At 70.5% G+C, this 19,795-nt stretch carries 16 protein-coding genes; 4 read left to right on the forward strand and 12 right to left on the reverse strand.

The window, feature by feature from the left end; genetic code table 11:
• Positions 1–15: 15 nt before the first annotated feature.
• The 4 genes from AB0J90_RS24240 to AB0J90_RS24255 form a co-directional block, all read right to left on the reverse strand.
• The gene (locus tag AB0J90_RS24240) at positions 16–3,990 is read right to left on the reverse strand and encodes a CARDB domain-containing protein (RefSeq protein WP_363599367.1); all 3,975 of its coding nucleotides are present in this window, start codon (positions 3,988–3,990) and stop codon (positions 16–18) included.
• A 345-nt stretch (positions 3,991–4,335) separates the two neighbouring features.
• Positions 4,336–7,383 carry a BTAD domain-containing putative transcriptional regulator gene (locus AB0J90_RS24245; RefSeq protein WP_363599369.1) on the reverse strand — a complete coding sequence of 1,016 codons (3,048 nt, stop codon included), beginning with the start codon at positions 7,381–7,383 and terminating at the stop codon, positions 4,336–4,338.
• A 70-nt stretch (positions 7,384–7,453) separates the two neighbouring features.
• Positions 7,454–8,101 carry a M15 family metallopeptidase gene (locus AB0J90_RS24250; RefSeq protein WP_363599371.1) on the reverse strand — a complete coding sequence of 216 codons (648 nt, stop codon included), beginning with the start codon at positions 8,099–8,101 and terminating at the stop codon, positions 7,454–7,456.
• 210 nt (positions 8,102–8,311) lie between these two features.
• On the reverse strand, positions 8,312–8,719 hold the full coding sequence (locus tag AB0J90_RS24255; RefSeq protein WP_363599373.1) for a BlaI/MecI/CopY family transcriptional regulator: 408 nt from the start codon (positions 8,717–8,719) through the stop codon (positions 8,312–8,314).
• 118 nt (positions 8,720–8,837) lie between these two features.
• Here AB0J90_RS24255 and AB0J90_RS24260 point away from each other — a divergent pair, with 118 nt between their 5' ends.
• On the forward strand, positions 8,838–9,719 hold the full coding sequence (locus tag AB0J90_RS24260; RefSeq protein WP_363599375.1) for a M56 family metallopeptidase: 882 nt from the start codon (positions 8,838–8,840) through the stop codon (positions 9,717–9,719).
• 14 nt (positions 9,720–9,733) lie between these two features.
• Here the strand turns inward: AB0J90_RS24260 and AB0J90_RS24265 are convergent, their stop codons facing one another.
• The gene (locus AB0J90_RS24265) at positions 9,734–10,930 is read right to left on the reverse strand and encodes a glycoside hydrolase family 3 N-terminal domain-containing protein (protein WP_363599377.1); all 1,197 of its coding nucleotides are present in this window, start codon (positions 10,928–10,930) and stop codon (positions 9,734–9,736) included.
• A 198-nt stretch (positions 10,931–11,128) separates the two neighbouring features.
• Here AB0J90_RS24265 and AB0J90_RS24270 point away from each other — a divergent pair, with 198 nt between their 5' ends.
• A complete protein-coding gene (locus AB0J90_RS24270) occupies positions 11,129–11,719 on the forward strand; it encodes a hypothetical protein (RefSeq protein WP_363599379.1) in 591 nt (196 codons plus the stop codon).
• Between the two features lie 103 nt (positions 11,720–11,822).
• Here the strand turns inward: AB0J90_RS24270 and AB0J90_RS24275 are convergent, their stop codons facing one another.
• On the reverse strand, positions 11,823–12,365 hold the full coding sequence (locus AB0J90_RS24275; protein WP_363599381.1) for a serine acetyltransferase: 543 nt from the start codon (positions 12,363–12,365) through the stop codon (positions 11,823–11,825).
• A 154-nt stretch (positions 12,366–12,519) separates the two neighbouring features.
• Complete coding sequence (locus AB0J90_RS24280) at positions 12,520–12,975, reverse strand: hypothetical protein (RefSeq protein WP_363599383.1); 456 nt, start codon at positions 12,973–12,975, stop codon at positions 12,520–12,522.
• Positions 12,976–13,119: 144 nt separating this feature from the next.
• Here AB0J90_RS24280 and AB0J90_RS24285 point away from each other — a divergent pair, with 144 nt between their 5' ends.
• Positions 13,120–14,058, forward strand: coding sequence for a hypothetical protein (locus AB0J90_RS24285; RefSeq protein WP_363599385.1), 939 nt, complete (start codon positions 13,120–13,122; stop codon positions 14,056–14,058).
• 157 nt (positions 14,059–14,215) lie between these two features.
• Positions 14,216–15,646 carry a neutral zinc metallopeptidase gene (locus AB0J90_RS24290; RefSeq protein WP_363599387.1) on the forward strand — a complete coding sequence of 477 codons (1,431 nt, stop codon included), beginning with the start codon at positions 14,216–14,218 and terminating at the stop codon, positions 15,644–15,646.
• A 69-nt stretch (positions 15,647–15,715) separates the two neighbouring features.
• Here the strand turns inward: AB0J90_RS24290 and AB0J90_RS24295 are convergent, their stop codons facing one another.
• The 5 genes from AB0J90_RS24295 to AB0J90_RS24315 form a co-directional block, all read right to left on the reverse strand.
• Entirely contained in the window at positions 15,716–16,444 is a 729-nt protein-coding gene (locus AB0J90_RS24295; protein WP_363599389.1) for a zf-HC2 domain-containing protein, read from the reverse strand.
• Positions 16,441–16,992 (reverse strand): sigma-70 family RNA polymerase sigma factor, encoded by a 552-nt coding sequence (locus AB0J90_RS24300; RefSeq protein WP_363599391.1) that lies wholly within the window; start codon positions 16,990–16,992, stop codon positions 16,441–16,443. The genes AB0J90_RS24295 and AB0J90_RS24300 overlap by 4 nt, the downstream gene beginning before the upstream one ends.
• Before the next feature lie 127 nt (positions 16,993–17,119).
• Positions 17,120–17,665: a hypothetical protein gene (locus AB0J90_RS24305; protein WP_363599393.1), complete on the reverse strand. Its 546-nt coding sequence runs from the start codon at positions 17,663–17,665 to the stop codon at positions 17,120–17,122.
• A 40-nt stretch (positions 17,666–17,705) separates the two neighbouring features.
• The gene (locus tag AB0J90_RS24310; protein ID WP_363599395.1) at positions 17,706–19,079 is read right to left on the reverse strand and encodes a hypothetical protein; all 1,374 of its coding nucleotides are present in this window, start codon (positions 19,077–19,079) and stop codon (positions 17,706–17,708) included.
• 138 nt (positions 19,080–19,217) lie between these two features.
• Positions 19,218–19,781 (reverse strand): type VII secretion system-associated protein, encoded by a 564-nt coding sequence (locus AB0J90_RS24315; RefSeq protein WP_363599397.1) that lies wholly within the window; start codon positions 19,779–19,781, stop codon positions 19,218–19,220.
• Between the last annotated feature and the right edge of the window lie 14 nt (positions 19,782–19,795).

A 19,795-nucleotide genomic window follows, 5' to 3' on the forward strand; every position in this document is an offset into this window, starting at 1 on the left:
GTGGTAGCCGGAGGGCTATCCGCCGTTGATCACGAAGCTCGATCCCGGTTCTCGGACGATGTCGCCATCGGCCGAGTTGGTGATGGTCACGTTCGTGAGCGTGGCGCTACCACGGGCGCCACCCATCGCCAGGATTCCGGCACCGTTGTTGGACTTGTCGATCCGTACGTTGCTGATCACGACGCCGGGCATGTTGCCGCCGCCGTTCTTGAACTGGATGCCGTCGTAGGTCGAGTCGTAGATGTCGGTGTCACGTATGGTGACGCCGGTGATGTCCAGAGTCGCCGGGAACAGCGTGATGGCGCCGAACTCCTGATCCTCGTTCCAGAAGGCGCCACCGGTGCGGTAAAGCGCGTTGTTGGCGATCAGGGTGGTCCCGGAGAACGGCAGGGGACTGTGGTCGGTCGCCAGCATGATGCCGGGGTAGTTCATGGTGTCGTAGATCAGGTTGTTCTCGATCGAGTTGTCGTAGCCGCCGTAGATCGCGATGCCGTTGGCTCGCCAGGGCAGCTGGATGGTGTTGTTGACGAAGTGGTTGTCGTGCGTGTTGTCGGCGACCCGGTCCCGCACGGCCGTGTTGGCCCAGACCGCCAGGGCGTCGTCACCGTTGGTACGGAACGAAGAGTTGAACACCTTCGAATTGCTCGTTCCGTTGGTGAAGTTGATGCCGTCGGCGTACGTGTTGCGGATGCGCATGCCGCTGAACTCGAGGCCGTCGCCAGGTCCCCACAGAGCGGGGATGTTGTCGTAGTCCCGACCGACCCAGGCGCCCACGTTGGCGTGCTCGATCCACACGTTGGTGATCTTGGTGTTGTCGCCGAACCGCCCGTTCAGGCCCACGCCACCCTCGTCGTTGCCGTCCCCGCCACGGATCCGGCCCGAGCCGAAGATGGCGATGTCGGAGATCTGGGTGTTGTTGTCGATGTCGAAGCCGAAGTTGCCCTCGTGCGGGTGGTTGATCCCGCCGACCACGTCCTGCGGCTCGGTCAGCGTGTAGAACTGCGAGTGCCACATCCCGGCGCCACGGATCGTGACGTTGCTGATGCCGACCTGGTTCCACTGACCCCGGTTCAGCGGGTCGTCGGTGAGGATCTTCTGTTCCTGCCGCCACTGTCCGGCCGGGATCCAGACGCAGCTGATGACACCGTTCTGGTCGTCGGTGACCGCCCGCTGGATCGCGGTCGTGTCGTCGAGCCCGTCGTTGGCGACCGCACCGTAGGCCGTGATCGAGGTGCAACCGGCCGGCTGGCTCAGCGGTGCCGCGACCTGCTCCAGGTCGACCAGGTCGATGATGTAGAACGAGGCGGTGTCGGTCGCGTCGCGCTGCAACTTGAACCTGGTGCCGGCCGGGTAGGACTGCGCCAGCAGCGCATGTGACTCGTCGAACAACCGCCGGGCGTCGGCCTGGGGGGTGTTCGTCAGTCCCTCGGGCTGGTCGGTGTTCCCGTAGAGCCAGCTGTGGCGGGACGAGAGCGTCAGCTTCTGCACGAAGGTGTCGTTGGCGTACAGGCTGATGCTCGCCTCGATGCCACCGCCGCCCGCCGCGTCCGGGATGGAGTTGCGGACCACTATCGAGTTGGACGCGTTGGTCGAGGTGAACTCGACGAACTGCCCGGTGCTGTTCAGGCGTACCGACTTGCGGCCCGAGGACTCGGTGGCGAAGTTGGTGTGGCCGAAGGTGCGCAGCGGGTCGGTTTCCAGCAGCACACCCTGGTAACGGCCGGCCTCCGCCTCGTACGACACCCACGGGACCGCCGCGCCACGGCCGACCACGATCGACTGCGTGAACACGTTGTTGGACTCGTTGGTCTCGGCGACCACCCCGGTCGCGTCGGCGGTGGCCGTGATGGTGGCCCCGCCGCTGGTGGCGGTCCAGCTACCGGTGATGGCGACGTTGGCCGTCGTACCGGCGGCGATCGAGGGGGTGTTGGTGTTGAGCGTGGTACCACCGACCGACAGTCGAGTGACCGTGGTCGCGCCGCTCGCGGTCGTACCGCGGTTGTTCACCGCGACGGTGAAGGTGACCGCCGCGCCGACCGCCGGGTTCGGCGGGTTGGAGCTGATGCTCAGCACCTGCAGGTCCGGACCGGGGGCCTGGCTGACCACCAGTTGCGAGGGTGCGGTGAAGCTGTTGTTGCCGTTGTTCTGCTCGATGACGGTGTTGGTCGGGTCGACCACCGAGGTCACCACGTAGCTGCCCAGCGCCCGGTTACCGGCGTTGAACGAGACGGTGGTCGAGGCACCCGCGTTGAGGGCACTCACCGGCGCGCTGCCGACGACCGCGCCGCCCAGGCTGAAGTTGACCGTGGTCGCGCCGGCGGCCGCCGAGCCGATGTTCTGCACGGTGGCGGTGAGGGTGACCGGGGTGGCCTCGGTCGGCGCGGTGGGCGTCCAGGTCGTGCCGCTGACGATCAGGTCGGCGTTGGGCGCCGGCGTACCGCACACCTCGATCTCGGCCACCTGGCCGGACGGGGCGCCGGTGTTGGAGTTGAACCGCAGCTGCACGTCCGCGGTGGTCGCGCCGACCGGCACGCTCACCACGTTGTTGCCCTGGACGAACTGGTAGTTCGCCGCCGACACCAGGTTGGTGTAGGTGGTCGAGGCCTGGTCGCGGCCGAGGATCTGGAAGTTCTGGGTACGGGTGCCCCAGGCCGGATCCGGGTTCAGCTTCACGTTGACCGAGGTGACGACGTGGTTCGCACCGAGGACCGCGGTCAGGCTCTGCGGGTAACCCGCCGCGCCCTCCCAGTACGTGGTCAGCGAGCCGTCGTTCGCCTTCTCCGGGGTGAAGCTGAAGGTGGAGCCGGTGGCGATCATGGTCTTGCCCAGCGCCACGTTGGTGCAGCCGGGGGGCTGGGTGCCGGTCCGGGTGACGGTGTTGCTGTTGCCGGACAGGTTGCCCGCGCCGTCACGCGCCCGGACGTAGTAGGAGACGGTCGCCGTCGTCGGCTGGGTGTCCTGGTACGTGAGCACGGTGCCCAGGGTCGCGATCAGGCTGCCGCCCCGGTAGACGTTGTAGCCGGCCAGGCCGCTGCCGCCGGAGTCGGTGGAGGCGCCCCAGTTCAGGGTGATGGTGGTGCCCGAGGTGCTCTGCGACAGCGTGCCGGGCACGGTCGGCGCGATGGAGTCACCGGCGCCGGGGCGGGTCACGGTGTTGCTGTTGCCCGACAGGTTGCCGGCCACGTCCCGGGCCCGTACGTAGTACGACACGGTGGCCGATGCCGGCTGGGTGTCGCCGAAGGTGGTGACGTTGCCGACGGACTGCAGGTACGCGCCGTTGCGGTAGACGTCGTACCCGGCCAGGCCGCTGCCGCCGGTGTTGTCCGTGGACGCGCCCCAGTTGAGGGTGATCGTCGTACCGGACTGGGTGTAGGACAAGGTGCCCGGAACGCTCGGCGGGGTGGTGTCGGCGGCGGTGTCCGGCCCGTAGACCTCCAACTCGGAGAGCTGCCCGGCCGGCCAGCCGCTGTTGGCGGTGATGTTGATCCGCAGGTAGCGGGTGGTGGCCTGGCCGAAGTTGATGGTGACCGAGTTGCCGTTCACGGCCGGGTTGAAGGTGTACGTCTGCGACCCGACCAGGTCGGTGAACGTCGACCCGTTGGTGCTGCCCTGCACGCTCAACGCCTGCGTACGGGTGCCCCAGCCGGAGGTGGGCAGCTTCAGTACGACCCGGTTGACGACGGCCGACGGGCCGAGGTCGACCTGGATCCATTCCGGGAAGGAGTTGTTGACGCTCTCCCAGTAGCTGCCCTGGTTGCCGTCGACGGCTCGGGCCGAGTCGTAGACGTCGGCGTGACCGCTCTCCTGGGTGGGGCGGCCCTGGGCGAGGTTGACGACCGCGTTCGGGGCGATGACCGCGTTCGTGGCCGTCTGACCGACTGAGGGGTCGGGCTGGGCGGCCGCGTTCGCGACGGCCGCCCACCCCATGGTGGCGATCATGGCGGCGGCGACCGTCGTCGCCACCAACCGGATCGGATTGCTTCGTCTCATCTGCTGTCCTTGTCGCGTGGAGGGACGTTTACGCGTGTGTGTGGATCCCCATGGGCGTGGGGTCGGGCGTGGATCGGCAGGTGACCGGTCGAGCCCGTGGGCTACGGGCGGGCCGGTCGGTAGAAGTGGGGGAGGCGAGAGCGACGGCACCACCGGGCCTCTCCGGGACGGGGGAGAAACACCGCAGGGAGCGGCCCCACTGGAAATTGCAGATGCAAGCGGCAAAACAAGCAGGTCTTTGTCGTAATCTTGCAGCGCTTTGGCCGAATGTTACCGACGTGCTACGGGCACGTCAACACTGGAATCGATGCCGTGCATCGATTCCCGGAAATGCGGTGGGTGGCCTCAGTGGAGCGTCGGACCGGCCGAAGCCGGTGCTGGCGCGGTGCTCAGCTCGACGTACTCACGCGAGTTGCGGTCGTGGAAGACCCGGCGCGCGCTGGCGTACGCCCGGTCCGCCGCGTCCAGGTCACCCCGGGCGCGGTACACCAGGGACAGGACATACTCGGTACGCGCCCGCCAGAGCGGCGCCTGCACGGTGTCCCACAGCGACATCGCCGAGTCGAGCAGGTCCTCCGCCAGGTCCAGCCGGCCCTGGGCGAGGTGGAGCTGCCCCAGCACCCGGAGCGCGACGCCCTGCCCCCACCGGTCCCGGGCGTCGCGGGCCACCGACAGCACCCACTCCAACCGGGGCAGCGCCTCGTCGACCAAGCCCATCCGCAACTGCGTGGTGGCGAACGCGCGCACGGCGTACGAGTGCATCAGGTCGTTGCCGAGTTCGGCGAAGATCTCGGCGGCCTCGGCGCACGCCCGCAGCGCCTCGTCGTACTCACCCCGGGCACGGTGGTAGAGCCCGAGGCTGCGCAGCGTGTACGCGACCCCGCGGCGGCTGCCGGTACGGCGGTACGCCGACATGGACAGCTCCAGGTCGGCGAGCGCGGCCGGAAAGTTGCCCTGCTCCAGCAGCACCGAACCGCGCACCCGGTGCACGTAGCCGAGGCCGACGGCGTCGTCCAGGGTGTGCAGCAACGCCGCCGACTGGTTGAGGAAGTGCAGCGCCTCGGCCAGGTGCCCGGGCTCCCGGCAGGCCAGACCCAACCCGGCCAGCGCCGAGGCCTGCCCCCGTACGTCCCGCAGGGCACGGAACCTGCTCAGCGCCTCACCGAAGTGCTGCCGGGACTCGCTGTAGCGGTCCTCGGCGTAGCGCAGGTGGGCCAACTCCGCCAGCATGTCCGCCTCGCCGTGCAGGTTGTCGGCCAGCACGCTGGCCTCCAGCGCGGCGTTCACTATCCGGGACCGGAACTCGAAGCGGTTCGCCCCCTCCAGTTCCAGCGCCATCCGCGCCGAGACGAAGTCGCAGGCCAGCTCGTCCAGACCGATCGCCGCCGCCCGTTCGAGCCCGATCGCCAGCACCGACTCCTCGCGCTGCAACCAGCCCGCGGCGTCGCCGAGCACCCGTCGCGCCAGCTCGTCCGGAACCGGGAAGCGCGGCCCGGAGGGCTTGTGCCAGACGACCTCGGCCGGTGGGAAGGTGGTGGTGATGCGGTCGATGACGGCCCGCCAACCGGTGACCGCCCGGACCACCGCGTCCCGCAGTGCCTCGGCCGGCTCCTCCGCGTCGGCCCGCTCCCGCGCGTACAGGCGGACCAGGTCGTGCAGCCGGTAGCGCAGCACGCCGGTGGGGTCGACCCCGGTGAATTCCACCAGGTGCGCGTCCACCAGCAACTCCAACAGCCGCTCCGCGGCTGCTTCGGACGTGTCCAGCAGCCGGCTGAGCACCCAGGCGTCGAACTCGGGGATGCCGAAGAAACCGAGCCGACGCAGCGCGGCGCCGGCCTGCTCGTCCAGGGCCCGGTAGCTGAGCGCGATGCTGGAGCGTACGGCGAGGTCCCCGGCGGCGAGTTCGTCGAGGCGTTGGCGCTCGTCGGCCAGACGCCCGGCGAGCACGCCGAGCGGTAGCTGCCGGCGGGTGGCCAGCCGGGCACCCGCGATCCGGATCGCCAGCGGCAGATTCTCGCAGCCGGACAGGATGCCCCGGGCCGAGGCGACGTCCCCGGCGGCCCGCTCCGCGCCGATGATCCGGCAAAGCAGCGCCCACGCCTCCTCGTCGGTGAGCACACCGAGTTCGGTCAGCGTCGCGCCGGCCAGCCCGGCCAGCCGGTCCCGGGAGGTGATCAGCGCCGCGCACTGCGGTCCGGCCGGCAGCAGAGGCCGTACCTGCCGTTCGTTCGCGGCGTCGTCGAACAGCACCAGGATCCGCCGCCCGGCGACCAGGCTGCGGTACAACTCGGTCCGCTCGCGGGCGGAATCCGGGATGTGCGACAGGCCGACCCCGAGCGACCGGAGGAAGCCGGCCAGCACCTCGTCCGGTGTCGCCGGGGAGTCGGTCATCCCGCGCAGGTCGGCGTAGAGCAGACCGTCCGGGAACGACTCCCGCACCTGCTGGGCCACCCGGGCGGCCAGCGCCGACTTGCCGCTGCCACCCTGCCCGGCCAGGACGTGCGTGCCCGGTGCGGTGGCCCGCAACGCGGTGACCAGCGAGTCGCGTTCCACCTCGCGGCCGGTGAAGTCCGACGGGGCGAGCGGGACCTGTACCGGTATCACCAGGGGCGGCGGTCCCGGTTCGGGCTCGACCCGGTCGCCGTGCAGCACCTCGCCGTCGCCGCGCAGGATAGCTTCGTGCAGCTCCCGCAGGTGCGGGCCCGGCTCCATGCCCAACTCCTCGACCAGCGCCGACCGGCCCTCCCGATAGCAGGCGAGCGCGTCGGTCTGCCGCCCCAGCCGGTACAGCGTGACCATGAGCTGCCCACGCAGCCGCTCGTTGGTCGGGTGACGGCTCACCAGGCCGGTCAGTTCGGCGAGATGGTCGAGACGACCCTGGTTCAGCTCGGCCGCGACGCGTTCGCCGTGCGCGACCAGGAGCAGTTCGTCGAGCCGTCGGGCCTCGGCGGCCAGCGGCGACCTTTCCAGACCCGACAGGGCCGGTCCGCGACTGAGCGCGATCGCCTCGCGCAGCAGGTCCGCCGCGCCACCGTGGTCGCCGAGCCCGGCCTTCTCCCTGGCTTGGTCGACGAGTCCGGCAAGGACGTCGGCGTCCACCGTCGCGTCGTCGAGTCGCGCCAGGTAGCCGGGCGGATGGGTACCGATGACATCCGGATGACCGTGCCGGGCGAACGACTTGCGCAGCGTGGAGACGTAGGTCTGGATCAACGCTCGGGCACTCTCCGGCGGGTTGTCCGGCCAGACCACGTCGACCAGGCGGCTCGCCGGTACGATCCGTCCCCGCTCCAGGACCAGGGCCGCGAACAACGCCCGCGGTTTGCTGCCACCCAGCGGGACAGGCCCGTCCGAGGACTGGGCCGTGACCGGGCCGAGCAGCCGTACCTGTAGCAAAGTCGACCTCCAGCCTCCACCCACGTCCCTGGTTGGATGCTAGTGCCGTCGCTGGGGCCGCTCTGTCAGGTCAGGAACTCACCGGGCCGTACGGGGCGTGGCCGGAATCGTTCAGGTACGCCCAGTAGCGGTCGCCGTACGACCAGTGCCACCATTCGCTCGGATAGTTCACCAGGCCGGCGCCGCGCATGGCATCGCAGAGCAGCTTCCGGTTCGCCCGCGCCTCCGCACCGATGTCGGCCGAGTCGGTGTGGCAGGCGGTGGTGTCGGTGTCGTTCACCGCCGTACCCATCCAGAGTTCGTCGCCGTCGACGCTGCACAGGGTCAGGTCCACCGCCGCCCCGGCGACGTGCGGCGCCACCGCGGGCGGGGAGATGTACCGGCTGGCGTGGCGACGCAGCGCCGACTCCTCGGCGTCCGGCGTACGTTCGCGCAACCGCTGTACGTGTGCCTCGAAATACTGCTCCTGCAGCGCCATCGGTCGGTACCCCTCGACGACGAGGAGCCGGATCCCGGACGGCAGCAGGGTCTGCGCGGTGACCAGGCGGTCGACCACACCCACCCGTAGCCGTGCGTACGCGCCGTCGAAGTCGGCGAGCCGGTGGTCGAGCCGCAACGCCTCCACGTCGCGCAGGTCGACCAACGGCTCACCGCACTCGCGTACCAGCGTCGCCGTCACGGCCGGGTCGGACAGCAGCACCATGCCCACGTTCAGCACCCATCTTCGCCCACGATGCTCCGTCCCGCCCAGCTCAGGCGGCGACCCCCCGATGCGGCCAGCGTGCCCCACCCCGCTTCAATTTCTCTTCAATTGCGGGCGGAGGTTCGCCTCGGGCGACGGATCTGGAAGCGGGCCCCACCAAATCGGAACCCCAGGGACTGGCGTCCTTCGCCAAAGGGACTCTCGTCCTTCGCCAACCGGCCGACGTCAGGAGTCGGAGTCCTCGCGGAGCAGAGCACGCAGGATCCGTTCGTCCCGTTCGTCGAGTGCACCGACGAACCGTCGCAGTACCGAGGTGCGATCGGGCTCGGCGGTCAGCAGCCGGCGCATCCGCTCGGCGACCAGGCCGGCGGCGTCGCGTACGGCACCGTAACGGTAGGCCCGACCGTCGCGCTCCCGGCTGACGGCACCCTTCTCGAACAGCCGGCTGAGCGTGGTCACCACCGTGCTGTAGGACAGCGAACCAGCGGGATCGAGCCGATCACGGACCTCACCGGGGGTCAACGGGCCGTTGGCCTCGACGAGGATGGTGACCACCTGGGCTTCGAGTTGGCCGGAGCGGCGGCGTCCGTTCTCGGACGGCTCGGCGTCGGCGGCGGGCGGTGTCGTACTCATCGCGGTCGACTCTATCGGCTGCCCCTTACCGCCTCCGTCGGGTCCTCCAGCTTGGCGTGGCACACTCGTCCGGTCCGGACGGAGGGGCATGTTCGATCATCTCGTATGGTCGGTGGTCGTGGTTCCGCCACTGATCGTGGTGGCGGTACGGCTGCTGGCCGATCGGCTGCCACCGTCGGTCGCGGCGGTCATCGTGGCCTGGTCCGCCGCCGCCGTCGGTGCAGCCAGCATGACCAACCTCGGCGTGTTCGCCCTGAAGGCGATCGCCGAGGTGCCGGCTGTCGGCCGGACGTTCGGGTGGTCGTCCCCGGTGGTCGCGGCCGACACCGAGTACGTTTCCTGGGCGCCGTGGCTGAGCGCCGTACTGTTCGTGATCGGCGTGGTGTCGGTCGCCCGGCGCTGGCGCCGGCACCGCCGGGCGCTGGACCTCGGTCACGTCGTGCCGCCCGCCGACGGCCCGCTCGTGGTGCTGCCCGACCAGTCGGCACAGGCATTCGCCGTGCCGGGGCACCCCGGTCATGTCGTGGTGACCACCGGCATGCGTCGGCTGCTCACCGATCGGCAGTTCGACGCGTTGCTCGCCCACGAGCACGCCCACCTGGCGGCGGGTCATCACCGGCTCGTCCGGCTGGCCGAACTGGCCGCCGCCACCCACCCGGCGCTGTGGTGGGTGGCCCGCCACGTCGACTACCTCGTGGAACGGGCCGCCGACGAGCAGGCCGCGATCGAGGTCGGCAGTCGCCGTACGGTCGCCCACGCCATCGGTGTGGCCGCCCTCGCCGCAACCGGCAGGCAGGACGTTCCGCAGAGCCTGCACGTCGCGGCGGCCGGCGGCGTCGTGCCACGCCGCGTGGCGGAGCTGCTGCACCCCCACCCGCCTGTCCGCTCGCGCGCGTTGCGGGCACTGCCGGTGTCACTGGCGGTGGCATCGCTGCTCTGGACCGGTGAGGCGGTCTGGGACCTGTTCGAACTGCTCAACGCGGCCCGACTCGGCCGATAGGTCGCCCGCGTACGTCAGCTCTTCGGGCGGAGGGCGTTGACTCGCGTCACCGACTGGTCGATCCGCGCCTCGGTGAGGCGCCCGGTGCGTACCAGGTTGACGACGTTGTCGAGCGTCTCGTCGACGATCTTCGTGTCGTACACCTGCTGGTTTCCGAACACGAGCAGGTCGAGGCCGGCTTCGAGTGCCAGCGCGACGGCCTCGTCCCGGCCGAACTTGCTGGTGATCGCGACGGCCTGCATGTCGTCGCTGACCACGGGACCCTGCCAGCCGAGTTGCCCGCGGAGCAGGTCGGTGACAACCGCCGGTGACAGGGACGCGGGGCGGCTCGGGTCGAGCTGCTTGATGAGCAGGTGTGCGACCAGGACCGAGTCGACGGTTCCGCTGTCGATCAGCCGCTGGAACGGTACGAGTTCGCTCCTGTTCCAGGTCTTGCTGACGTCGACGACGGCGAAGTCCGTGTTCCCGGTGGCGCTGCCGAAGCCGGGGAAGTGCTTGATGCTCGTCTTGACGCCGGCCGCCCGATGGACCTGGATCTCCTCGGTGGCGTTCCGGACCACCACGTCCGGGTTGGCGGAGAAACTGCGGGCGAGCTTGCCGATCGCGGGATTGTTCGGGTTCAGGTCCAGGTCGACCACTGGTGCGTAGTTGAGGTTGACGCCGATCGACGTGAGGTCGTGCACCAGGCCCTGCGCCCAGGTCCGGGTGGTGGAGGGGGAGTTCGCCGCGCCGATCTCGGCCTCCGACCTGGTGGCGGGGAAGCCGTTGCTCGGGTTGAGCCGGGCGACCTTGCCGCCCTCCTGGTCGATCGAGACGATCAGCCGTCCGGGCGAGGCCTGCCGCAGGCTCTTGACCAGGGCGGTGACCTGAGCCGGTGAGGTGATGTTGCGGGCGGCGTCGGTCTCCAGGTCGCGGTCGAACAGGATCACCCCGCCGAGGCCGTTCCTGACCGCCTTCACGATCCAGTCGTCGGCGCCGACCGTCTCGCCGCGGAAGCCGACCACGAGCAGGCTCGCGATCTTCCGGCGGAGCGTGGCCTCGTCGAACGTCGCCGACCCGGCTGGCCGGCCGGTGGAGGCCCGGGGCGAGGCTGCCACCTGACGCGTCGGCGTTCTCGCCGTGGACGACCCGCAGCCGGACAGTCCGGCCGCCACCGCGGCCGAACCGATGCCCGTGAGCAGCAGCCGGCGGGTCAGGTGAGAGTCGTTCACGTTGTCCACGCTACGGCCGGCGGACGGCCCTCGCCGGCATATCGCGCCTCTTCGACCCGCGAGCTGCGGGCAGCCGGGTTGTGCGGGGTTGATTGTCCGCGAGTCGGCCCCGAAGCCGGACAACGATCCGCCGACTAGACATCTGGTCAGCGGGGTGTCACAGGGCTCCCCACCAGCCAGATCACGAGGTGATCAGCAATGCGAACCATCTTCAACCCAGGTGCGGACCGGCGGTCCTCCACCCGGCCGGCCCAGCGCACACCGCGTCGGGCGGCGGTCCTGGCGGTCCTGCTCGGCCTGACCGCCGCGCTGATCGGGATGACCGCTTCGCCGGCCAGCGCCGCGATCATCACCGTTCAGGACGGCTTCGAGGGGACCCAGGCGGCCAACTGGAGCTTCACCCACGTCGGAGACGGGACGGGCGGCGTCAGCCTGTCGCAACCCCACAACGGGATCCGCTCCGGATTCGTCTCGATGCGCGGCGCGGGCTTCTCCTCGGTCGGCCGCCGGGTCACGTTGCCGCCGACGACCAGTTGCACGGCCGGGATCCACGTCAACCCGGCCCTGGCCACCCAGCAGGTCAACTTCGAGATCATCAACCCGGTCAACTTCACGTACCTGGCGCTCAAGACCGTCGTGCTCAGCGGCGATGCCCCGTACACGTTCGTTTCGACCGAGTGGAAACACGGCCCGACCGACGTGCTCGTCCGGGTCTCGCTGATCGGCAACGCCAGCGGTACGACGTTGGCCGCGTGGGTGGACGACCTGGGCATCCTTTGCATCACGTAGGTCGGAGACTCGCTCGGATCGCAATGGCGGTGGTCGTCCCCGGCGGACGACCACCGCTACGCCGTTGGCTGTGGCGGGCCGGAGCACTGGCCCGCCGCCCCGCTCAGGAAGCGGTGGCGCCTTCCGGTTCGGCCTGGCTCCGGTTCGCGGGGCGGATCGTGGCGCGGGGGCCGAGGGCCGTTCCGCCAGCCGGCACGTCGTCGAGTACGACCGCGTTCGCGCCCACCCGCGCCCCGGTGCCGAGCCGGACCGGGCCGAGGATGCGGGCGCCCACGCCCACCACCACACCGTCTTCGAGCACCGGCTCGCCGCTGTTGTCGCGCTGACCGATGGCGACATCGTGGAAGAGGGTGACGTCGGCGCCGAGGACCGCCCGCCGGTGGAGGGCGACGCCCCGTCCGGCGTGGTGCAGGCGCAGCCCCGGTCCGCAGGTCGTCTGCGCAGGCAGATCGCAGCCGACCGCGAGCCGCAGCAGGAGCAGGTTGGCGACCTTGTGCGGTAGGGCGAGGAGGATCCTGGCCGCCCCCTTTCGCCGGTCCGCCCATTGCCCGTAGCGGAAGACGACCAGAACCGCGCGGGTGAGCCCGTCGCGGTTGCGCGCGAAGTCCCGCCTGAGGGCCTCACGCAGGGCGAACTCTGCCGACACAGGGTGCTCCAAGGGGGCGTGGGGGCAGGGGGTGAGGGGTCGGTGCAAGGCCGATAATTATGCCGGCACGGGGAAGCGGCACACCAGCATTGGTGACGAACTGGTGTGCGCGGGGCCTTGCCGGCGGCTGCGCCTAGAGGAGCAGCGGCTGCGCCTAGAGGAGCAGTAGCGTGACGACTGCGGTGTATGTCAGGAATGTGCCCACGAGGACCAGGAGCATGAAAATCGCCTTTACGGCGGTCGACTGCGAACCGCGCGCGATGCCGAAGTTCGCCACCAGGCCGGCTGCGGCGATCACCCCGCCGAGCAGCCCGCCTGCGATCACGAGGACGAACGGGAGCAGCGCCAGGATCCGCAGCGCGAGCGGGATTGCGGGTCCGGTGCGGTACTTGACACCAGCGACCTCGATCGTCGGGTACGGGTCGAGCAGGCTGGCCCGCAACCTGGCCGGCACGGTCTGCCCATCGGCGGTCGGAAGGTTGTAGTGACCTCGACGGGTACCCACCGTCGGTTGCCCGCCGATGGTCATCGAGTGCCTACCGGTGAGCAGGTTCGTCGTCACTTGAACGGGCCCGGCCAGGCCGTCGATGATCACGGGATCGGTGCGCATGCGGCTAGATGCTAGAGGCACACCCGGCGCGTGCCGTCTCCGGTCGGCACCGAAGGCCGACTGAACCGATCGCGCACCGGCTCCGTGTGGATGCCGAACGGCTTCCGGATGTGCTGGAGCCGGGTAGACACTGGAGAAACTCAGATGTTGCGCAAGCGTTTCGTGCCACTCGCTGTCCTGCTGGCCACCGGTGTGGCGATGCTGTCGGCGTGCGACTCCGACGAGAGCGCGCCGGCAGCGCAGCCTCCTGCCGCGCCGGCCACCACCCAGGCCGGCGGCCAGGGTGACGGCACCGGGGCGACGGACCTGTCGCTGCTTTCCGGCACCGCCAAGTCGAACAACTCCCCGGCCGGTACCGGCGACTGGGCGGTCCCCAATGGTGGCACCGCCACCGGTGCGGCCATCCCGGCCGCGCAGAAATGGGTGCAGCTCACCGCGGGCAAGGCCGGCGACCTCGACCCGGTTGTGGTCAACGGTGCGGGCCTGACCCTCTACCGGTTCGACAAGGACACCGCCAAGCCGTCCAAGTCGAACTGCAACGACGCCTGCGCGGTGACCTGGCCGCCGGTCACGGTCGCGCCGGGCGGCAAGATCTTCATCGCCGGCATCAAGAAGTCCGCGGTCGGTACGGTCAAGCGTGCCGACGGCACCCGCCAGGTCACCATCGGGGGATGGCCGGTCTACCGCTTCGCGAAGGACACCAAGCCCGGTGACACCCTGGGCAACGGCGTCGGTGGCACCTGGTTCGGCGTGACGCCGACCGGCACGAAGGCCGGCGTACCGGCCGGCGGCGACACCACGCCGGACGCCAACCCGGGCAACCCGCAGACCCCGCCCGCCACCAGTGCCGTCCTCTTCGACGACGCCAACTTCAGCGACAACGGCGCCTCCCAGGGCGTCGGCGGCACCGGCTGCCAGAACCTCAGCCGGCCCGGCGTGACGTCCTCGGTGGCGGCTCCCGGTTCGCTCAAGATCTGGTCCGAGGCCAACTGCAAGGGCCGTTCGAAGGTCATCGACGGGGACGTCACCGACCTGGCCACGATCGGTTTCGACAACGCCGTGGCCTCGGTTTTCCTCGGCTGATCCCAGCTTTGCCCCGGGTGTGCCGGACTGGCTCCACGCCAGCCCGGCACACCCGTCTTCGTGCGCGTCCGAGCCCCTGGGCCAGGCCCGGCCGGCGAACCCCCGTGCGGCGGACGCGTACGCCCGTAGACCACGGAATCGAAGAGGGTACGTGAACATGACGAGATCGGCTCGTCCACCGAGGTGGATGCCGGTGCTGCTGGCGGCGACCCTGCTGGCGGCCTGTACGCAGTCCGTCGCCGGAACCGGTGGCGTCGAACGCTGGAGCGCGACCAAGGTCGCCGGGCTCGACATCACCACCGGTGACAGCGGCCCGCGGCGGGGCGTCGCCGGCTCCCGGCTGACCGCCGACGGCGGCGACGGCGGACGGATCGACCGGCTGGCGCTCGACGCCGTCGACGACGTGCAGGAATACTGGACCGAGGTGCTGCCGGCGAACTTCGGCAAGCGGTTCGAGCCGGTCACCAGGCTTGTCTCGTACGACTCCGGCGGTGCCGGTCCCCAGGTGTGCGGGACCGGCACGGCGGGACTGGTCAACGCCTTCTACTGTGCGACGGACGACACCGTCGCCTGGGACCGGGGTCAGCTCCTGCCCACCCTGGACGACTCGTTCGGTCCTATGTCGGTGGTGGCGGTGCTGGCCCACGAGCTGGGTCACGCCGTGCAGTTCCGGCTCGGCGCCACCGGTGCGCAGACCGCCTCCATCGTCAAGGAACAGCAGGCCGACTGCTACGCGGGCAGCTTCTTCCGGTGGGTGGCCGAGGGCAACGCGCCGCACTTCCAGCTCTCCACCGGGCCCGGCCTGAACCAGATCATGTCCACGTTGTTCTTCATCCGCGACTCCGCCGGCACCGGATTCGACGCGCAGGGCGCGCACGGCAACGCGTTCGACCGGGTGTCCGCCTTCCAGTTCGGCTTCGGCGACGGGCCCCGGCGGTGCGCGCAGATCGACGAGGCCGAGGTCCGTCGGCGGATCACCCAGCAGGCCAGCGACGACCGGGTACGCGACGACGGTGCCGCCGACCTGCCGGTCGACGATCCGGACGCACTGCGGGCGCTGATGACCACCCTGCGCAACTCGTACGCGCCGGCCGGGGCCGAGCCGCCGACGGTGGGTGCGGTGCTGGACGGCTGTCCGGATGCCGCACCGACCAGACCCGCGGCCTACTGCCCCGGCACCGACACCATCGGGCTCGACCTCGACGCGCTGGTCCGCATCGGATCCGCGCCCCAGCCGGGGCGCCGGGGCGGGATCGGTGACTTCGCCGCCTTCGCCGAGGTCGCCTCGCGCTACGCGCTGTCGCTGCAACGGGTGGCCGGCTACCCGTTGCGCGGGGTCGCCGCCGGGCAGCGTACGGCGTGCCTCACCGGGGTCTGGGCCGGCAGCATCGTGGCGGGCCGGGGTGCGGCGTTGCGGCTTTCCCCCGGCGACCTGGACGAGGCGGTGGCCGAGATGCTGACCGCGGACAGCCTGATCGCCGCGGACGTCGACGGTGCCAGCGTTCCCTCCGGCTTCGCCCGGGTCGAGGCGTTCCGGGACGGCTTCTCCGCCCCCGGAACCGCCACCTGCACCGCCAAGTACCGGTAGTTCCCGGTGCTGACACGATGATGCCCACGCCGGCCGGCGTGGGCATCATCGTCGTGCGGGTCGGTACGGTCAGAGCTGCACGCTGGTGAACTTCTTGCCACTGGTGTTCTCCACCTCGACCTTGGCTACCTGGGTCAGGTCGATCAACGCGGTGCCGTCGAGCGTGGTCCCCTCGTCCTCGCCCTTCTGCGACACCAGCCAACTGCCGGCGAGGATCTCGGTGCCGTCCTTGCCGACGATCACCAGCCGGCAGAGTTCACCGGCCGGGATGCCGGAGACCGCGGCGTTGAGCCGTACCCAGCCGGGCAGGGGGGAAACCGCGACGGTGATCCTGGCCCCGGTGGTCGCGTCGGTGGCGGTGGCGAACCTGGTACCGGGTGCGGCTGTGGAGACCGACGGGGCCGGAGGAGACTGGCCCTCGGTTGACGGCGGGTCGTTGGTCACCCGGCCGACCACGACACCGGCCGAGATCGCGGCGGCCACGACCACCACGGCGGCCGAGCTCACCCATGCGCTGCGCCGGTTGCGCCTGCCCGCGGACTCCGTACGGATCTGGCGCAGGGTCCGCTGCAGCAACAGGTCGCCGCCCTCGGGCGGTCCGTCCAGCAACATCGCATCGGGTACGGCACCGAGCGCCTTCTCCCACTCGCGCAGCGAGTCGACCTCCGCGCGGCACTCCGCGCAGCCCGCGAGGTGCTCTTCGACCTCCCGGACCTGCTCCGGCTCGAGCGACTCCGTCAGGTAACCGCCGATGTCCACATGGTCATCGGCTGGGTGCAAGCTGTCCGGAGTTTTCATGAGGCAGACCGTTCCATCCCGGCAGGGCGCTCCGAGTGAATTTCGCGTAAAGCCCGGAGTGCATAAAAGGAGCGTGACTTGACCGTCCCCGGCGGGATACCCAATGCCTTGGCGGCTTCGGCAACTGTACTCCCGAGTAGGTAAACCTGTTCAAGTACCTCTCGGTGCTCCGGGGAGAGCTGATTGAGCGCGTCGACGACCACCATCGAATTGACCACGTGGTCGGCGTGGTCCCGTTCCACCGCGACGTCCACCGGTGTCTCCGGCACCTCAGTCGGCCGGGCGTTGCGTGCCCGGATGGTGTCGGTCACGATGTTGCGGACCACCGTCAGCAGCCATCCGCGTACCGATCCCTTGCCGTTGACCAGGCTGTCCGGGTGCCGCCAGGCGCGTACCAGAGCCTCCTGGACCACGTCCTCGGCCGCGGCCCGATCCCTGGTGAGTTGCGTCGCGTACGCCAGCATGGCCCGCCCGTGTTCCTGGAACAGGGATCGGACCAACGCCTCGTCGGCCACCTCCTGGCGACGATGAGTCCTTAACCCCGCCATTTTCCCCCACCCTCCGAGGCCCCCACCTGGCCCGTTTCTCCCATTGCCGGACCAAACAATGAAGCAGCGGTCTCCGCGAAGTTCGTACGCGGACGACTTGTGTGCCGGTCATCACGTCGCGCCCTCCTCAACTCCCGATCGGTGCTCCCTGCGGAGCTGCCTTGCCGCCATCGGGTGACACCACGAACCAGACGCCCTGGGCGCCCTGGCCGAGGATCTGTCCGGGAACCTTGTCGTCGGCGAAGCGGTACACCGGAAAACCGCCGACGGTGACCTGCTGGGTGCCGTCCTGGCGGTTCACCGCGCCGAGCACCGCCGAGTCGAGGTTCTGAAAGGTGATCTTCTCGCTGACCAGCACCGGCGGCCACTGGTCCGAGCACTCGTCGACGCAGGTGGACTCCGATGGCGAGCTGATGTCCTGGTCGAACCGGTAGAGGGTGAAGCCCTGGCCGTCGAGCACCACCGGACCCAGCTCCGGATTCTGTCCGAGCTGCACCGACTTGGGCCAGTAGCCACCCTCCGGACTGCGCCGCCCCAGGTCGTTCTGCGCGGCGCCGGTCTCCGGCTGCGGCGCGGCGACCGGGTTGGTCACCGTGGTCGTGCACCCCGTGGCGAGCAGCGCCACGGCCAGCGTCAGCGGGCCGAGCAGTGTTCGTGGGCCGAGAGGCTTCATCACCAATACCTTCCTATCCGGTTAACGAGGAGGAGCGGGATCAGCCCCGGCTGCCGTACGCGAGCGCGCCGCGGCTGCGTGGCGTCAGGGGCGGGTCGAGTCGCAGGCCGAGTACGCCGACGTCGAGTGAACCGTCGGCGCCGGCCTCGAAGCGCCAGGCGGCGTTCGGTACGTCCCCGACGACCAGTACGGCGGCGGTGTCGTCCGACAGCGTGGCCATCGCGCCGAGCCGTTCGACCGCGACCGAGCCGATGGGTGCGGTGACCACCACCAGTTGCCCGCGCAGCGGAGGTGGCGTCACGGGTCCCGTGTCGTCCGGCCCCGACCCGCCCCGACCCGCCGCGAGCAGGTCGACGGCACCGACCGGATCCGGTGTGGCGCGCAGGCGTCCGGCCGGCAGCCGGGTGCCGGGCACCGGGCCGAGGACGGTGATGAGCACCGACGCGGCGGCGGGATCGGAGCCGATCTCGTCCAGGAATGCGCCGAGTACGGCCATCGAGATCGCCGGATCGCCGGTGAGCGCGACCACGCCCGGCGCCCGGCCGAGGTTCACCACGGTCAACTCGCCGCCGATGGTGCCGACCGTGGCGAGCAGCGGGAGCGCGGTCGGGCCGGCGGTGGCGGAGCCGTCGTCGAGTTGCCAGTTGGGTGCCTCCCACACCGAGCCCTGCTCGCGGGGCTGCCACGGCGACGGCGCCTCCGGTACCGCCGGAGCCAGCCGCAACGACACCCGGTCCGGACCGACCACGGCCGCGTACACCTGGGGTTGGGACGGGCGGGTGGCGAGTTGGCGCAGGGCCCGGTCCAGCACGGCGCGGGAACCGGTCGCGACCGGCGCAGGAGCCACCGGCCGGCCACTCCGGCGACGCAGCGCCGGCACCCCGGCGACCAGTGCGCCGGCGAGCACCAGCACACCCAGGCAGGTCAGGACCGCCGAGGTGGGGGAGAGGCCGAGGATCCGGAGCTGGCCGGTGTCGCCGGGACCGGTCGCCAGCGGTGCCGCAGGCAAGGTGTCCGGCGAGGTCGCGGCCGGCTGGCCCGTACCCGGTGGTGGGCCGATCCGGATCTCGCCGGAACTCGCGTTCTCCGGCAGGACCAGCACCCAGCCCGCGCGTAACCGCGCCGGGTCGGTCAACGTCAGCCCGTCCGGCTGGGCGCGGCCCTGGTTCAGGTCGAGGATCTCCGGCCAGCGTCGGCTGTCGCCGAGCAGCCGGTCCGCGACACCGGGCAGGGTCAGGTCGCTGACCGTACCCGGCTCGCCGGGCACCACCCAGTAGGGCACCGCCGGTTCGGCCGCGGCCCGGGCGGGCGTCAGCGGAAGCAGCAGCATCAGCAGGACGGCGGACAGGCAGGCCAACCAACCCGGCAGGGTGGTGGAACCGCTGCTACCGGCGATCGGGACCAGCCTGGGCATGACTACCTCGCTCACAGAGTTGTCGCTACTCGTACGGGCCGGGCGGGCAGGTGGACCGCCGAGATGAAACGAACACGTACGCCCGGCCGGACCGGTTCACCGCCACGGCTGCCAACCTGTCGCGGCTACGGCCGGCCGTCAGCCCAGGTCCCGGCTCGGCACCCGCAGTTCCAGCTCGCTGTCGGGGTTGAGCAGCAGGTAACGCTCGCCGAGCGCCTCGGCCAGATCGCGTACCGGCAGGCGTTCCCAGTGCCGCCAGGTGACGGGTCCGGGCAGGTAGCGCTCCGAGCTGAACGCGTGCACCACTCGCTGGTCCAGCCCCGCGTCGAGGCCGGCCACCCCGTCCGTCCCGGACAGGTGCGGTACGAACACGGTTGCCTCCAGCAGCGCCGCTCGGACCTCGTCGTCGTCGGCGTGACCGGTGACCGCACGCTGCAACGCGCCCTCCAGTTCGTTCGCCGGTGGCGGGAAACCCAGGGCAGCCGGGGTGGGCCGGTAGCTCGGATTGGGCCGCAACTCGTCCACCACCTCGCCCCGCTCGTCCACCCGGTACGCGCCGACCACCGCCCAGCCGGGCACCTCCGGTGCACCCTCGAAACCGGGATCGACGACGTAGATCCAGCTGTCCGGGCTCTGCCTTGCCCGTTGCCGTAGCTGCGGGGTGACCGTCGGGTTCTGCACCTCGGCCATCGTTGCCTCCATCTGGTGTCCGTCCG

Source organism: Micromonospora sp. NPDC049523 (assembly GCF_040676775.1).
Lineage (GTDB): Bacteria > Actinomycetota > Actinomycetes > Mycobacteriales > Micromonosporaceae > Micromonospora_G.

Excerpts from the sequence above, each read along its gene's own strand:
- AB0J90_RS24280 (WP_363599383.1), bottom strand. The coding sequence starts at position 12,975 with ATGCGCACCGATCCCGTGATCATCGACGGCCTGGCCGGGCCCGTTCAA.
- AB0J90_RS24240 (WP_363599367.1), bottom strand. The coding sequence starts at position 3,990 with ATGAGACGAAGCAATCCGATCCGGTTGGTGGCGACGACGGTCGCCGCC.
- AB0J90_RS24285 (WP_363599385.1), top strand. The coding sequence starts at position 13,120 with ATGTTGCGCAAGCGTTTCGTGCCACTCGCTGTCCTGCTGGCCACCGGT.
- AB0J90_RS24255 (WP_363599373.1), bottom strand. The coding sequence starts at position 8,719 with ATGAGTACGACACCGCCCGCCGCCGACGCCGAGCCGTCCGAGAACGGA.
- AB0J90_RS24295 (WP_363599389.1), bottom strand. The coding sequence starts at position 16,444 with ATGAAAACTCCGGACAGCTTGCACCCAGCCGATGACCATGTGGACATC.
- AB0J90_RS24270 (WP_363599379.1), top strand. The coding sequence starts at position 11,129 with ATGCGAACCATCTTCAACCCAGGTGCGGACCGGCGGTCCTCCACCCGG.
- AB0J90_RS24300 (WP_363599391.1), bottom strand. The coding sequence starts at position 16,992 with ATGGCGGGGTTAAGGACTCATCGTCGCCAGGAGGTGGCCGACGAGGCG.
- AB0J90_RS24305 (WP_363599393.1), bottom strand. The coding sequence starts at position 17,665 with ATGAAGCCTCTCGGCCCACGAACACTGCTCGGCCCGCTGACGCTGGCC.
- AB0J90_RS24310 (WP_363599395.1), bottom strand. The coding sequence starts at position 19,079 with ATGCCCAGGCTGGTCCCGATCGCCGGTAGCAGCGGTTCCACCACCCTG.
- AB0J90_RS24290 (WP_363599387.1), top strand. The coding sequence starts at position 14,216 with ATGACGAGATCGGCTCGTCCACCGAGGTGGATGCCGGTGCTGCTGGCG.
- AB0J90_RS24315 (WP_363599397.1), bottom strand. The coding sequence starts at position 19,781 with ATGGAGGCAACGATGGCCGAGGTGCAGAACCCGACGGTCACCCCGCAG.